The sequence below is a fragment of the Corynebacterium sp. S5S1 genome (assembly GCF_001913985.1).
Lineage (GTDB): Bacteria > Actinomycetota > Actinomycetes > Mycobacteriales > Mycobacteriaceae > Corynebacterium > Corynebacterium marquesiae.
In genome coordinates this window covers 1-15610 of sequence record NZ_MKXT01000038.1, presented here as the reverse complement: position 1 = coordinate 15610, position 15610 = coordinate 1, and the positions used below count along the sequence as shown (strand labels likewise).

Annotated in this window: 9 protein-coding genes; 3 read left to right on the top strand and 6 right to left on the bottom strand. The window is 58.2% G+C overall.

All coding sequences use genetic code 11. The features are described from left to right. Window positions 1-168: 168 nt before the first annotated feature. Window positions 169-1017, top strand: coding sequence for an SLAC1 family transporter (locus BKN05_RS10645; RefSeq protein WP_286688617.1), 849 nt, complete (start codon window positions 169-171; stop codon window positions 1015-1017). A 154-nt stretch (window positions 1018-1171) separates the two neighbouring features. Here BKN05_RS10645 and trhA read toward each other — a convergent pair whose 3' ends face one another. Together trhA and BKN05_RS10635 are read right to left on the bottom strand one after the other, a co-directional pair. Further along, window positions 1172-1882 carry a PAQR family membrane homeostasis protein TrhA gene (gene trhA, locus BKN05_RS10640; RefSeq protein ID WP_396334674.1) on the bottom strand — a complete coding sequence of 237 codons (711 nt, stop codon included), beginning with the start codon at window positions 1880-1882 and terminating at the stop codon, window positions 1172-1174. A gap of 109 nt (window positions 1883-1991) precedes the next feature. Further along, the gene (locus BKN05_RS10635) at window positions 1992-6995 is read right to left on the bottom strand and encodes a DEAD/DEAH box helicase (protein WP_286688616.1); all 5004 of its coding nucleotides are present in this window, start codon (window positions 6993-6995) and stop codon (window positions 1992-1994) included. 90 nt (window positions 6996-7085) lie between these two features. Here BKN05_RS10635 and BKN05_RS10630 point away from each other — a divergent pair, with 90 nt between their 5' ends. Next, window positions 7086-8057, top strand: coding sequence for a GIY-YIG nuclease family protein (locus tag BKN05_RS10630; protein WP_286688615.1), 972 nt, complete (start codon window positions 7086-7088; stop codon window positions 8055-8057). Between the two features lie 83 nt (window positions 8058-8140). On the opposite strand, the gene purL is transcribed toward BKN05_RS10630, so the two are convergent. The 3 genes from purL to purS are packed head-to-tail and all read right to left on the bottom strand — an operon-like array spanning window position 8141 to window position 11390. Then, on the bottom strand, window positions 8141-10450 hold the full coding sequence (purL, locus tag BKN05_RS10625; protein WP_286688614.1) for a phosphoribosylformylglycinamidine synthase subunit PurL: 2310 nt from the start codon (window positions 10448-10450) through the stop codon (window positions 8141-8143). Between the two features lie 13 nt (window positions 10451-10463). After that, entirely contained in the window at window positions 10464-11147 is a 684-nt protein-coding gene (gene purQ, locus BKN05_RS10620; RefSeq protein WP_005325791.1) for a phosphoribosylformylglycinamidine synthase subunit PurQ, read from the bottom strand. Beyond that, entirely contained in the window at window positions 11148-11390 is a 243-nt protein-coding gene (purS, locus tag BKN05_RS10615; RefSeq protein ID WP_150850979.1) for a phosphoribosylformylglycinamidine synthase subunit PurS, read from the bottom strand. It abuts the gene before it with no gap. 232 nt (window positions 11391-11622) lie between these two features. Here purS and BKN05_RS10610 point away from each other — a divergent pair, with 232 nt between their 5' ends. After that, complete coding sequence (locus tag BKN05_RS10610) at window positions 11623-14388, top strand: ExeM/NucH family extracellular endonuclease (protein WP_286688613.1); 2766 nt, start codon at window positions 11623-11625, stop codon at window positions 14386-14388. A 134-nt stretch (window positions 14389-14522) separates the two neighbouring features. Here BKN05_RS10610 and BKN05_RS10605 read toward each other — a convergent pair whose 3' ends face one another. Next, complete coding sequence (locus BKN05_RS10605) at window positions 14523-15449, bottom strand: ABC transporter permease (RefSeq protein WP_286688612.1); 927 nt, start codon at window positions 15447-15449, stop codon at window positions 14523-14525. Window positions 15450-15610 lie beyond the last annotated feature (161 nt).

Genomic DNA, 15610 nt, shown 5'->3' with positions numbered 1-15610 from the left:
CAGGATGATTTCACGAGGGAACTGCCGACCGGAGAAGATGCCCATGGACCTGATTATTCCACGCCGGTCTTCCTACTGCCCCAACTTTGCAACAGCACCCTCGGAATCTCTTCTACTCTTATCGACGTACACGTAACTCCCCTATTAGGCCCGGCCCCCTCGAAAGCCATGCTTGGGGCTGCAACAATTCTTGCTGTATCGCTCGCATTTGGGTTTCTAAAGCACCACAATCCGGGATTTTACGCCGCTGACATGCCCGCTTGGGGCATGGTATCTATGGGCATACTTTCTTTGGGTAGCGCCTACTCCCTCATATATGATGCCTGGTCGGTTCATACCTTGTGCTGGGCAATAGGAACGGTTCTCGGCGCGGTGACGTGCATCCGTTTTCTCATGTTTCTCATTTGCGATCGCCCGTCAGCCCCCGCTTTCACCTGGGGACTACCGCTGGTCGCCCCCATGGTTGCGGCTACCTCCTCAGCTCAGTTGGCACCGCACGCCGGCGATTGGGGATCGATAGTCCACAGCATCGGCGTAATCAGTTTTGCATTGGCATGGCTTACAGGAGTGCCTACATTCGCCTTCGTTTACCTGCGTACCATTCCGAAAGTTCCTACCAGCTTCGCTGCTACTGCTTGGATCCCGCTCGGGCTGGTAGGCCAATCTACCGCGGGAGCACAATTGCTTGCAGGTGAACAATGGCACTTCCGCGCAATGGTCTACGGTGTAGCGATGCTCGGACTTGGCATCCCGCTGGCCATTTACGCCATCAGCAAGCACTGGGGAGCGGCCCTAGGAAGCACCCCCATGTCTTATAACCCCACGTGGTGGGCTAGCACATTTCCCGTAGGTACCTGCTGTCTTGGCACTCATACTTTGTCCACCCAACCTGCAGCACTGACGTTGGGAATGGGCTGGATGGATACCATCAGCGCCGCGCTTCTAGTGCTACTTCTTGTCCACGTCATGTGGGCTACTATCGGCGCAGCCGTGATCGGCTGGGCAAAAGCACGTTGAGTTTTCGAGTCTCATGACTCCTAGGTGAATACCCACCGTAGCGGCGTCAGCATGTGTACCCCCTTACACTTAAAAAGGAGTTTACAGACAGTCCGGCAATTCCTGGGTGGAGGAGATAGACGTGCTAATAGACGTGCTAATAGTCGCCCTATCCCTAGACGACGACCATCCACACCGCCACGAGGTGCACCACCGCGGCCGCGATGGTCGCGGTGTGGAAGTGCTCGTGGTAGCCGTAGTAGCGCGCATTGCGCCCTGGCCACTTAAAGCCATAGACCAGCGCGCCTAGCGAGTACACCACGCCGCCGGCAAAGAGCAGCCAGACCACGGCCGCGCCGGCTTGCGTCCACAGCGTGGGGAGAAGCGGCAGCACCAGCCATCCCAGCGCTAGGTAGACCACCACGTCCAACCAGCGCGGATGGCTAATCCACACCAGGTTCAAAATCGCGCCGAGAATCGCTCCTGCCCAGGCAACGCCTAGCATCCATGCCGCCTGTACCGGCGATAACACGATGAGGCACAGCGGCGTATACGTCGCCGCAATAAACACCGAGATGGTCGCGTGGTCCGCCCGCCGCCACCATTGCACAGCACGCGCGCTCGCCCACGGGTAGCGGTGGTAGAGCGCCGAGACGCCAAAAAGTCCAACCAGCCCCACTCCGTAAACAGTTACGCCAAGCCCCTGCCACCACTGCAGCGTCATCCACGCATAGGTAATGAGCACGGTGGAGGCAATCACCGACAACAAAGCTGCAATTGCATGCCCCCAGCCACGGCTGAGCGGCCTAGGCCCGCGGTCGGCCATCCAGTAAGTGCGCTGGACAAGGCCCGGCCCCGGCGCGCTATTCGCATGAATCTGTGCCACGAGGTACTTCCCTTCTGCTAGCTGCAACGAACCCGAACAAGAAACCTACGATACCGTAAGTCTACGGACGCGGCCGGAGGGCTTCAAGGAAAATCGCCTCGAAATGCTGCTAACTTTCCACAGCAGAACCTTCCTCTACCAGCCCATCAACAATGCGTACCGTCTCCATCGCCACGCGCGTGACCTTGCCAATTAGGTCCACGATGTAGCGCGGATTGCCCACCTCATCGGCCCAATCGTTCGGGTCATTAACAATACCGGAGGCTTTATCTTTCTTGACTTGATAGCGGTCAATCAGCCACGCCACCGCAGAGCGCGAGCCCAGCATATACTCATCCGCCGCCGCGGGAATGCCAGCAATGGTCACCTGCTTGTTGTAGATCAGCTTGGTCACGTCATTGACGTTTTTGCCAGTCTCCGAGTCCTTACGCTTGGCCCATTTCATCTTCTTAACGCGCCAAGTCTCTCGGTCAGACTCATCACCCTTGACCTGAATATCCAGCGGCCACGGCTCCACGGATTCATAGTTCACGTGCAGGTCCATCAATTCTTTACCAGCCGCAGCAAACTTGTCGAACTCCTCACGCGAGGATGGTGTTTCAATATGCGGCAGCATCTTCTTCAAATCCGCCGCATACTTCGTGCGATAGTCAGGATCATGCAGCTTGCCATAGACAAAGTGGAAGATGTTATCACCCGTGACATCAGCGCCCAACGCATCGCGATACAAGGCCTTAATCTCATCAGTGATGTTGTCCACGCGCACATACCCATCAACAACCTCACCGACCTTGCCGTAGATACTCGCTTCGCCTTGCTTGGCGACGCCCCCCTCACCAAACAGGCCACCATCGTCGGCCTCAAGCGGGGACCAAGTGAAGCGGGTGAAGAATTGGCCGGCGTTACTTCCCCACATTGCAAGGTCTGGTATCAAATCCGTAGCAATAGTGGAAAACGGTTTAGCGCTTCCCGGATTGACAACATAGAAGCCAATGTTGAAGTGCTCCGGAGCTGGGAACATCGAAGGCAGACGGCCTTGAACTTCGTTTAGTTGCTTATCGAAATAGACACGCTGCTGACTAAAAGGGCGATACAAAAAAGTTCGCAGATTGTTTTCGCTGAAGAAAACATTCTCACGTCGAGCGGCTCTCTGTCGCAGCCCCCGAGTCCAACTTACCCTTTTGGGATCATGTAACTCGGAATGCTCCTTAAGGTACCCAGAAACGTCCTTTTCGTTTAAAATAGACCGATCATTTTGTAAAGCCGAAACACAATTTGCGTATGTGCCGCAAAGAAGTTCTATGGACTTACGCACGCTTGAGCGACTAAACCCAGTGGCCCAAGCATCTCGGCCTGTACCGACTCCATTCGAGTATTCAAGAAAGACCTTGCCCTTCCTCGATTCATTTTTCTGACCCAGAATCGGCCACTTCCCAAAATCCTCGGATCGCTGGTTTAGCCAATCACCTTCCTTGTTAGGTTTGATTGACTGCCAATCCGTGGATTCAATTAATGAGGAATTCACAATCCTCATTTTTTCTTCGGCTGTGAGGTAGTCACCGATGTCTCGGTAATACAGGTCGAAACTAGACTTTGAAGGATCCTTTACACCAATCGTGATTGCCACGGTGTTTCTGGAACCAGAACCAAAGACCTTTCCGCCTTCCTTCCGTGACTGTTCACCGGCGGTTCTCTGGTTACCACGGAGATTAAACACATAGAGGTCGGTGAAATCCTCGGCCATCGATAGACGCACTCCGTCGCCGGTGTTTCCGTCAATCCAGCCGCCGTTTGAGACGAACGCCACCACACCTTGGCCACCAATACGGTCAGTGGCCCAACGGAACGCTCGAAGGTAAGAATCGTAAAGTGAGTTTTTCAATTGCGCCTTAGACTTCGCTGCATACGTCTCCGCAATACGCTTGTCCAGGCTCGGGTACTTCAAGTTCCCGTTAAGATCGTTAGCGGACTTCTGTCCTGCTGAGTACGGCGGGTTACCGATCACCACGTTTATGGGTGCATTCTTCTGACGCTCAATGGTGGCGTTGTTTTCGCGGAAGACGTTGAGGTCCGGAATGTCGCCGTCTTCGTGGATTTGGAAGGTATCCGCTAGAGCGATGTTGTTAAAGGGTACGTAGTCTGGAATTGGTTCCCCGTTGCGCTGCGCGGCTTCCTCGCGCAGGGCGTTGTAGGTAGTTTCAATGTTGACGGCGGAGACGTAGTAGGCCAGCAACATGATCTCGGTGGCGAAGAGCTCGTTGGCGTACTTGCGGGCGAGGTCCTCCGGCTTGATGAGGCCCGACTGTAGTAGGCGAACAGTGAAGGTAGAGGTGCCGGCAAAGGGGTCGAGGATGCACACGCCCTCGTCGGTAAGCCCCTTACCGAAGTGTTTCTTGGATACGTCGTCGGCAGCGCGCAGGATGAAGTCGACGATTTCGACTGGGGTGTAGACGATGCCAAGGGCTTCTGATTGCTTCTTGAAGGCCTTGCGGAAGAAACGCTCGTACAGCTCCTTAATCACCTGCTGCTTGCCTGAAGCGGAAGTCACTTCAGAAGCACGCACGCGCACGGACTCATAGAACTTCTCCAGAGACTCCGTTTCCGTGTCGAGGTTCGCCTTGGACAGAGCATTAACCATTTTCTCCATCACCTGTGCCACGGGGTTATGGGTGATGAAGTCATGGTTTTCAAACAACGCGTTAAATACCGGTGCGGTGATGAGATGCTGCGAGAGCATCGAGATAGCATCGTCGTCGGTAATGCCATCGTTGAGGTTATTGCGTAGGCCTTCAACAAAGTCATCAAATTCCTGGCGCAGTGTGCCATCCGCACCTTCCAGCAGGGATTTAATGCGGGTGATCTGATTCTCCGCGATGGTGGCCACGTCATCGGCCCAATCTTCCCAGTAGGTGCGGGTGCCGACCTTATCCACCAGCTTGGTGTAGATTGCCTCTTGCCATTGCTCTAACGAGAACAATGCAATCTGCTGTGTCATAGCCGTGGCATCGTCGAACGCCTCTGGGGACTTGGTGCTATCTGCCCCATCAAGCTTTTCTTTATCGCTTTTCTCTTTGTCACCAGACACGTGGTTGACATCAATGGGCAGTTCATCTTGCGCATTCGTTCCGTTAAGCGCAATCGAATTCACCTTGGCGTTAAAGCGATCATCATGGGCACGCAGCGCGTTAAGGATCTGCCAGACCACCTTAAAGCGTTGATTATCGTCAAGTGCTTCCGAAGGCGAAACGTTCGGTGGCACCGCCACCGGCAAGATGATGTAACCGTAATCCTTGCCCGCAGATTTACGCATTACGCGACCAACGGACTGGACCACATCCACCATGGAGTTGCGTGGGTTAAAGAATACGACCGCATCCAACGCCGGCACATCCACACCCTCGGACAGGCAGCGGGCATTGGTAAGCATGCGGCTTTCGTTTTCATCCGCCGGGGATTCGATCCAGGAAAGCTTGGTGCCACGCTCCATGGCGTTCATACCGCCATCAACGTGCTGTGCAGCAACGCGCAGATCAACGTTGGTCAAGGAGACATCGTTCAACACTGCCTTATCCTTAAGCAGCTCTTGGTGGGTGGCAATGAGCGAAGGATAAGTATCAGCGATGAGCTGTGAGGTCTTAATGTCCTTGGCAAAGGCCACAGCGCGCTGCATAGGCTGGGCGTTTTCCTCAAAGCCGCCTTTCTTGCCCTGCAATTCACCAGAGCGCTTGGCCAAACCATTCCAGGCACCGATCATCGCCGAAGCCGTGGTGAGGTTTATCTGGTTGTCGTAGCTGCGGGCCATCGCTTCCGCGGCCACGGACTCATCGACCGTCATGACAAGAACCTTGTAATCAGTCAATAAGCCCTTATCCACCGCCTCCCCGAAACCAAGGCGGTAGAACTCAGGACCGTAAATGCCCTCATCATCCATGGAGGTCAACTCAGCGGAGTGCTCGGCGGCCTTGCCCTTTACCGCGTCGTCATAAAGCCTTGGGGTGGCAGTCATGTAGAGACGCTTAGAAGCCCTGATGTAGTCAGCATCGTGGATGCGTACAAAGTTGCTGGCATCTTCACCAGCCAAGGTGATGCCGGTGGTGCGGTGGGCCTCATCGCAGATGACCAAATCAAAATCATCTAGGCCCTGCTGCTGTGCCTCATGGACCGCCGGCAAGGACTGGTACGTCGAAAAGACAATATTGAGACCCTTAGCGCGCTTGCCAGAAGCAAAGCGCTGCGTAATCTCCTCACCGTCCGTAGATACAGGAACCTCGAGGTCATAGACCGCGATGTCTTCCGCCTTCTTTGAAACCTTTGAATCCGAGCACACCGCGAAGGCACGCATGTCTAGGCGGCCTTGAGCGGTCCACTCCTTTAGTGTCTGCGACAACAAGGAGATGGAGGGAACGAGGAACAGAATGCGGGCTTTACCACCATTCTCTTCGGCGACGCGCTCCGCCAAGCGCAGCGCGGTGAAGGTCTTTCCGGTACCGCAGGCCATGATGAGCTTGCCGCGGTCATGGGTTTCAAATCCCTCAATGGCTTTATCAATGGCCGTTTGCTGGTGCGGGCGCGGTTCGAAGGTTTCGCGCTGTGAAAGGTTGATTTGAATATTTTTGTCCCGAACCTCAGAGCCTGGGAACGCCACATCCCAGTTGATCGGGGACTCGGCAATGGTAGAAATTCCGATGCGGCTGGTGGGAATCATCTGGTTGGCCAACGCCGCTTCCGCATGTGAAGACCAATGATCCGTAGTGGAGATAATCATGCGGCTGCCAAAGTATTCGCTGCCGTTTTCGGTCTCAAAGGAATGCCCTGAGGCCTCAAAGAAGGAATCGAGGTGGGATTTCTGGATACGCGCATTCGAAGCATAGAACTTGCACTGGATGGCCATCCACGTGCCGTCATCTACACGGTGAGCAACTAAGTCAATTCCCGTATCCGCCTTGCCGCCGTTATAGCGCCAATCAACCCAGCGGGTGACCTCATCGAACTGCGCTTTCAGCGTGGGATCGGTCTTGAAATAGTTGACCATTAGCTTTTCAAAAGCTATGCCATACTTCGCCTTTGGTTGGTTTTCGCGCAGTTGATCCAGTACTTCAGAGAACTTTGACATACCAGTATTGTGCCTGAATTCTTTTGCACTCATGACCAAGACTCGGCAAAAATTAGGTCGGCTACTTAAGGATGTTCAAGGAGTTAGATTATGGGCACACTGCGATTCAAACGATGGAACTTTACGTCGGATCTAGCTCCCTCTGCGGTGTTGTCCTTGAAGAGCGAATGCGGCATCTATGTGCTCGAATTTGCCAACGGCGAGCAGTATGTGGGCCAGACAATTCACTTCCCCACCCGACTGGCCAAACACCGGAGAACCTACCCAGATATTATCGCCATCAACTTTGCTGAGGTTGCTGCAAAGGACCTGAATATGGCGGAATACGGAGAAATTCAACGGCGGCGTAGATCCGGAATTCTCCTGCGCAATAAAACGCTCCTGGCACAGCCTTTGGGCGATTCACCTTTGGACGATCTCATCGACCAGCAAGAGCAAGCGGCGTGGCTCAACGTTGCAGCAACCGATGACGAAGAAATCCACATCGGAGACAGGGCCGAAGTGGCTCGCGGACGCACCCTATCCAATAAGAGATTTGATCAGCTGCAGCAGCAACCTCACTTCGAAGAAGCGCTCAATTCTCTTGCTGCGTACGTAGCCTATGTCATTCCCTACCCGCACCTGACCGAAAAGAAGACCTGGACTGTCACCGCCATGCCTTCAACCAATAGGCGCCCTACGGACAAGCGCGTGGCTACTCTCAGCGTCAATAACGTGGAAATGATGTACCTCCGGATCGTGCGCGATTACGAGTCCGGAGAATGGGTGCCTTTGGCCACTCTCAATGTGGCCGATTCTTACCAGCCGCCCCCATATATGCGTGATTTTGTGTACCCGGGCAGCTATCGCTCAGCTGGTCCCGTCAAGGCCGTTATCATGAACGGATTCCTCATCAGGGAATTCTTGATGGATGATGCCATCTTGCTCGCGGCACGAGAGCTTGCTCTGGGCCAGATGCGCAAGGGAACCACGATGTTTTCGAAGTACCACAATGATGCGCTCTCGGACGCCATCTTTAAGCGCATTGACCAATGGGTTGATGAGAATAAAGAGCTACACTAAGGCGCCTTACGCGAAAGAAAGCCCGGCCGAAGCCGGGCTTTTCGCGTATCCGCGCCTTCGAGCGACGAGGAATGGGGAGCGGTTTACTCCACCACGGAGTTAGCGCCCACAGCGTGGTCAAAGAGGTCCGGCAGGGTGGCGGACCAGGCGGCGACCAGCTGGGAGATGGCGACGGACTCGCCGCCGAGGGTGAGGGCGCCGGTTTCGGTGGTCTCGCCAACGATGGCGGCTGGGATGCCCAGCTCGCTGGTGCGGGCGAAGACCTGATCGGCGCGGTCGGCGGTGGTGGCCACGAGCACGCGGGAGGCGGACTCGGAGAAGGCAGCGACGAACTCGTCCTCGTGGACCGCGGTGAGGTCCAGGTTGAGGCCGAGGCCGGCGCCGTCGGCAGTCGCACCGGCGCGCTTTGCCATCTCAAAGGCGGTGACGGCAAGGCCACCCTCGGAGATATCGTGCGCCGCGGTGAGCAGCTCATTGCCGTGGAAGAACTCGGCCAGGCGCTTCTCGTTGGCCATGTCTACCTGTGGCGGTAGACCATTGAGGGAGGAAGCATCGGAGGTATCGGCGCTTACCTGTTGCCAGATGGAGCCGCCGAACTCGTCCTTGGTCTCACCCAGGGCGATGAGAACTTCCTTTTCGTCTACGGTGCCCAGCTCGTTGCCGATGGCCTTGTGTACGTCATCGATAACGCCCAGCACACCCACCACCGGGGTAGGCAGGATGGGCTCCTCGCCGGTCTGGTTGTAGAAGGAGACGTTGCCGCCGGAGACGGGGATGGAAAGCTCCACGGCGGCGTCGGCAAGCCCATGCACAGACTCGCGGAACTGCCACATCACGTCGGGGTTTTCCGGGGAGCCGTAGTTCAGGCAGTTGGTAATCGCCACGGGCTTGGCGCCGGTGACGGCGACGTTGCGGTAGGCCTCCGCCAACGCGAGGCGGGCGCCCATGTTCGGATCCAGCTTGGTGTAGCGGCCGGAAGCATCGGCAGACACGGCCACGCCGCGGCCGGTCTCCTCATCGATGCGCAGCACGCCGGCATCCGCATGGTGAGACTGGACGGTATTGCCGCGCACGTAGCGGTCATACTGATTCATGACTAAATCGCGCGAGCACAGCGCCGGGGAGGACACGAGCTTCTGCAGGGCCTCAACCAGGCCACGCTTGTCGGTGCCCTGGTACTTCTGCAGCTCGTCCTGCCACTCCGGGCGAGCATACGGGCGGTCATACTCCGGAGCTTCGTCCGCAATGGTGCCGGCCGGGGCATCCACAACGACCTCGCCCTGGTGACGAATGACCAGGTGGTTGCCCTCGGTGACCTCGCCAATCTCTGCACAGGTGACGTCCCAGTGCTCGCAGATCTCGCGGAACTTCGCCACGTTCTCCGGAGCTACAACGGCGCACATGCGCTCCTGGGACTCGGAGGCGAGGATCTCGGCCGCGGTCATATTCTGCGCGCGCAGCGGTACGTTATCGAGGTTGACCTCCATGCCGCCATCGCCGGAGGCCGCCAGCTCGGAGGTAGCGCAGGCCAGGCCCGCGCCGCCCAAGTCCTGGATGCCTACGACCACGCCGGCGTGGTAGAGATCCAAGCAGCACTCGATGAGGACCTTCTCCGCGAAGGGGTCGCCCACCTGCACGGCCGGCAGCTTGCGCTCGGCGCCGTCCTCGAAGGTATCGGAGGCCAGCACAGAAACGCCGCCGATGCCATCCAGACCGGTGCGGGAGCCGAAGAGCATGACCTTGTTGCCCTTGCCGGAGGCAAAGGCCAGCTTGAGGTCATCAACCTTGAGGGTGCCCACGCACAGGGCGTTGACCAGCGGGTTACCGGCATAGGTCTCATCAAAGACGGTCTCGCCGCCAATATTGGGCAGGCCCAGGGAGTTGCCGTATCCACCCACACCGGAGACCACGCCGGGCAGGACGCGCTTGGTATCGGGGGCGTCGGCAGGCCCAAAGCGCAGCTGGTCCATCACGGCAATCGGACGAGCGCCCATGGCCATAATGTCGCGGACGATGCCGCCCACGCCGGTAGCCGCACCCTGGTAAGGCTCCACGTAGGAGGGGTGGTTGTGGGACTCCACGCGGAAGGTCACCGCGTTGCCGTCTCCGATGTCCACGACGCCAGCGTTCTCACCAATGCCGGCGAGGATCTTCTCGCCCATCTCCTCGGTCATGGTCTCACCAAAGTAACGCAGGTGTGTCTTGGAAGACTTATAAGAGCAGTGCTCGGACCACATGACGGAGTACATGGTCAGCTCCGCATCGGTGGGGCGGCGGCCCAGGATGTCATGAATGCGCTGGTACTCGTCATCCTTCAGGCCGAGCTCCGCGTAGGGCTGCTGCTCGTCCGGGGTGGACTGTGCCTTTTCTACGGTGTCATTATGAACGGTCATGAAAATGGCCTCCTTAAACCGCCGGCGCCTGGGCGACGGCCTTGATGGCGGATACGAAAAGTCCCAGTCCGTCGGTGGATGGGCCGGTTAGCGTGTCAATGGCGTGCTCGGGGTGCGGCATGAGGCCCACAATGCGGCCGGACTCATCGCTCACACCGGCAATGCCGTTGACGGAACCGTTGTAATTATCGGTATAGCGGAAGACCACGCGGCCCTCGCCCTCGATGCGGGCGATATCATCATCGCCGGCCTGGAAGCGGCCTTCGCCGTGCTTGGCCGGCACCAGGATCTTCTGGCCCTGCTCAAACTCGCTGGTCCACGCGGTGGTGGAATTGGCCACCTCAAGGTAGGTATCGGTGCAGTGGAAGTGCAGGCCCTTATTGCGGGTCAGCGCGCCTGGCAGCAGGCCCGCCTCAGTAAGGATCTGGAAGCCATTGCAGATGCCGAGCACCGGCATGCCCTGCTTCGCACGATCAATAACGGACTGCATCACCGGCGCGAGCGCGGAAATAGCGCCCGAACGCAGGTAGTCACCATAAGAAAAACCGCCCGGCACTACTACCGCATCCACGCCGTGCAGATCGGTATCTGCGTGCCAGAGGCTTTTCACCTCTGCGCCGGCGGTGCGGGCAGCGCGAGCGGCATCTACATCATCCAGGGTTCCGGGGAAAGTGATTACTCCGATTGTGGCGGTCACTTACTTGACCTCCAGCCCAACAACCTCGTAGTCCTCGATGACGGTATTGGCCAGCAGCGTGGCGGCTACCTTCTCCAAGTCCTCTGCGGTGACGGAGTCATCGACCTCGAGCTCGAAGCGCTTTCCCTGGCGCACATCGCTCACACCGGATACCCCGATGCGACCCAGCGCGCGGACGACGGCTTGGCCCTGCGGATCCAGAATCTCCGCCTTGGGCATGACATTGACAACTACACGAGCCATGAAATATTTGCCTTACTGTATGGGGCTTTGGTCTGCGCGGCTTAGTTTAGTTGGCACCCCCGCCTTTTACCTAGACTCACCCCCGCAGTGTGGGTTTCACCCCGGTTGAGCAAACTCTACGTGAACCCCAAACGACGCTCTGGCAAACTTCGGCGTGCCCTTCAGCCTGGCCCGGCGCGGCGCTCTACTAATAGACGACGCACACTGTCGCTCTCTGTTTAAGGTTGAATCTATGTCTTCTCGCCGCCTCGGCGCGCTGGCACTTGCCACCGCCTTGTCCTCTGCCGCCCTTGCCGTTCCTACCGCCACGGCCGCCACCGATGGCTCCGCCGCAGTCATCTCCGAGGTCTTCGGGGGCGGCGGCAATAAGGGCGCTGCCTTCACCCATGACTTCATCGAGCTCTATAACCCCACCGATGCCCCGATTGACCTGACCGGATACACCGTGGAGTACTTCTCCGCCTCCGGCAATACCGGTGGCAAGGTGGAGCTTTCCGACACCATCGCGCCGCACGGCTACTTCCTGGTGCAGGGCGCGGCCGGCAATGGCGCGGGCGAGGCCCTGCCTGCCCCAGACGCCGAGGGCAACCTCAACATGTCCGGCTCCAAGGGCTCCGTGCAGCTTGCCGACGCCACCGGTACCCCCATCGATACCATCGGCTACGGCGCCGCTTCCCTCAAGGAAAGCACCGCCGCCGCGGGCCTGTCCAATACCAAATCCGCCTCCCGCGACGCCGAGGGCACCGATACCGATGACAACGCCGCCGACTTCACCACCGGAGCACCTACCCCGACCAACTCCGGTAACGAGGCCCCCACCCCGCAGCCCGAGGAGCTGGTCGAGCCCGAGCAGCCGGCTCCCGAGGGGGTCACCGCCATCGCCGATATCCAAGGCACCGGCGCCGAATCCCCATTCAAGGACCAGACCGTGGCCACCGAGGGCGTCGTCACCGGCGTGTGGTCCGAAGGTGGACTCAATGGCTTCACCATTCAGACCGGTGGTACTGGCAACGAGGCCACCGATGCCTCCCAGGCCATCTTCGTCTACATGGGTAACAAACCAGCCGATCAGTACCCTGCCCTTGAGGATTCCGTCGAGGTAACCGGCAAGGTCTCCGAATTCTATGGCTCCACCCAGCTCACCGCCTCCGCGGTCACGCAGCTCGATACCCCGCTGGAGAAGGTCACCCCGCTCAAGGTAGACCAACTTCCCGATGGCACCGAAGCCCGCGAGCCCTTCGAGCACATGCTCATCCAGCCAGCCGAGCACACCGTGACCAATAACTACTCGCTCAACCAGTACGGCGAGGTCGGCCTCGCCCCGGGCAAGGAAGCCCTGCGCCAGCCTTCCGATATCTTCTCCCCCTCCACAGATCCCAACTCCGATATCCAGAAGCTGACCAAGGACAACGCCGATAAGCTGGTCACCCTGGACGATGGCCGCACCCGCGACTATCTCAAGACCGACCAGAATACCCCGCTGCCGTACATCGCCCAGGATGATGCCCAGACCATCAAGTCCCTGCGCACCACCGATACCGTGACCTTCCAGCACCCGGTCATCGTGGGCTTCTCCCACGACCAGTGGCGCTTCCAGCCCACCACCCCGGTCACCGGCAACACCAAGGGCGCAGACCTGCCCATCTCTTGGGAAAACTCCCGCGAGGCCGAGCTGCACGCCATCGATGACGTCAAGGGCGAATACACCATCGGCGCCTTCAATGTGCTGAACTACTTCACCTCCCTGGGCGAGGAATTCGGCGGCAGCGCCTACACCGATCGCGAGGGCAATAAGGTCACCGTCAATCGCGGTAAGACCCGCGGCGCCTATACCCAATCAGCACTAGAAGACCAGGAGCGCAAGATTGTCGCGGCCATCAACGGCCTCGATGCCGACGTCATCGGCCTTTCCGAAATCGAAGATGGCTACGCCGTCACCGGTGACTTTACCCAGCGCGATAAGGCCCTCAAGCACCTGACGGAAAAGCTCAACGAGGCCGCCGGTTCCGAGAAGTGGGCCTTCGTCCCCTCTCCTTCCGAGGACGCCGTACCGGACTCCCCGGATGTCATCCGCACCGCGTTTATCTACCACAAGGATGTGGTCAAGCCCGTCGGCGAATCCCGCATCTTCCAGGATGATCGCTTCACCGGCACCGCCCGCGAGCCACTCGCCCAGGAGTTCCAGCCGTTAAAGGAGGGCGAGGAATCCTTCGTTGCCGTGGCCAACCACTTCAAGTCCAAGGGCTCCGTAGCCAAGGGCGACGCCGACTCCGGCGACGGCCAGGGCAATAACCCGAACGTCCGCAACGCACAGGCCCAGGCCGTCCTCGATGCGCTGCACAAGCAGGAAGACTGGAAGGACAAGCCGCTATTCGCCCTGGGTGATTTCAATACCTACACCCACGAGACCGCGCTCGATGTCTTCCGTAACGACGGCTTCACCGTCCCCGCCGAAAAGTACGAGGCTGACCCTTCCTACCAGTTCTCCGGCCTGCTTGGCACCCTCGACCACGTGCTGGCCAATAAGGTTGCCACCGGCACGCTTGACGACGCCCAAGTGTGGAACATCAACGCCGACGAACCCGTCGCCTTCGAATACTCCCGCCGCAACTACAACATCGTGGACTTCTACGATGACTCCCCATTCCGCGCCTCCGACCACGATCCGGTCAAGGTCGGATTCACCCTCGGCGCGGACGACTCCGCCGGCCAGCCAGACGATCCTGCGGATGATCCGGCGGATAAGCCTTCCGATGAACCTTCCGATAAGCCAGAGGACAAGCCCTCAGAAAAGCCCGGTAAGCCTGGCTTCGGTTCCACCTCCAGCACTAGCTCCGTCGGTGCCGGTATCGCCGCTGCCATCGCGGCCATCGCCGGCCTTACCGCCATCCCCGGCTTCCTCGCGGTGACCGGCAACCTCCAGAAGACCATCCCGGCCCCCATCTGGGGCATGCTGCCGCAGGAGGTAAAGAACTTCATCACCGGCCTGCAGCGCTAACCGCCCGCAAACGAAGACCCCGCTCGCTTTTGGATAAATCCCAGGCGAGCGGGGTCTTAATTTTTGTGATTTCAACGCCTAACCGCGTTTTCTGCCTACAGATGCGTGTTTCTTTCCAGCATTAGACAGAGGATTTAGGCCTCAAGCTTTGGCTTAGAGCGGTCAAACGCTAGCAAGAGCAAACCGATGATGACCCACGCAGCGAGGACACTCCACGCGCGAGTTGCCCCAGCGCCGTCAAAGTAGGAAATCGAGCGGATCAAGAAACCCGTGGAGCCGATGGGCATCAGTTGTCCTAGCGTGGACCATCCCGCAGGAAGCAGCCACGGTCCAGTAGCGAGACCGGACAGAGGATTACCCACGAAGATGGTAAGAACTGCACCGATTCCAATGCCCGGTGTCCCGATTAGCGCAGCAAGGCCCGCTGTAATTGTTGATGTCGCCAATATGCCCAGAGCAATTCCTAACCACTCCTGAAAAATATTTCCATCCAGGGTCCCATAGACTCCGTGCAACATCCACACCACAAGCCCAGCACCGAGGGCAGCAATTCCGGCAAGAGCAAAAAGCTTCATCCACTTGTGCCCGCGCAGCAGGAAGGCAGACAGTACAGCGGAGATAATGCCACCAAAGGCAAGGGGCAGCCCAAGCATTGAAATGCCACTTGCCTGCGGATCATCCTCGGTCAAGGGGGCAAGATCTTCAGTTTTTACCTGGGCGCCGGTGGCTTTTAGCTTCTTTGCCATGCCGTCGAGCATCTGCACATACGGACTGCCATTGCCGGAAGCCTCATAAACAGTAGCTTCACCCTTGCCAATGACTACCGCACCCACAGCCTCTCGGTTCTGCACCATCTCTTTGGCTCTATCCGAAGAATCCACGGAAATGAGATCCGGATGCTCTTCATGTTGTTCCATCTCAGATGTGATCTTTGCTTGAACTGGTTCGGGCCCAGCGATAGCAATGGGTACTCCGGATGGACCCGACCCAAATGATGGCGCCAGAAAGGCCCAGAGCATCAGAAAAATTACAACTGGCACTCCGAAGGTAATTGCAAGCATTTGCGGAAGGGGACGCCTCGTGGTCTTGGCGGTGTCCGTTCCGGCTGTAGAAGTAGACATGAGTGTCAGATGCGAGTTTTTGGTACCGGTGTTCTGGGGACTCGGTACTGTCGTGTTCCGGGTAGTTGGTACCGGGCCGAGGGGTGCGTCGGCCCGGACCG

Excerpts from the sequence above, each read along its gene's own strand:
- BKN05_RS10645 (WP_286688617.1), top strand. The coding sequence starts at position 169 with ATGCTTGGGGCTGCAACAATTCTTGCTGTATCGCTCGCATTTGGGTTT.
- purS (WP_150850979.1), bottom strand. The coding sequence starts at position 11,390 with ATGGCTCGTGTAGTTGTCAATGTCATGCCCAAGGCGGAGATTCTGGAT.
- purL (WP_286688614.1), bottom strand. The coding sequence starts at position 10,450 with ATGACCGTTCATAATGACACCGTAGAAAAGGCACAGTCCACCCCGGAC.
- BKN05_RS10610 (WP_286688613.1), top strand. The coding sequence starts at position 11,623 with ATGTCTTCTCGCCGCCTCGGCGCGCTGGCACTTGCCACCGCCTTGTCC.
- BKN05_RS10635 (WP_286688616.1), bottom strand. The coding sequence starts at position 6,995 with ATGTCAAAGTTCTCTGAAGTACTGGATCAACTGCGCGAAAACCAACCA.
- BKN05_RS10605 (WP_286688612.1), bottom strand. The coding sequence starts at position 15,449 with ATGCTTGCAATTACCTTCGGAGTGCCAGTTGTAATTTTTCTGATGCTC.
- BKN05_RS10630 (WP_286688615.1), top strand. The coding sequence starts at position 7,086 with ATGGGCACACTGCGATTCAAACGATGGAACTTTACGTCGGATCTAGCT.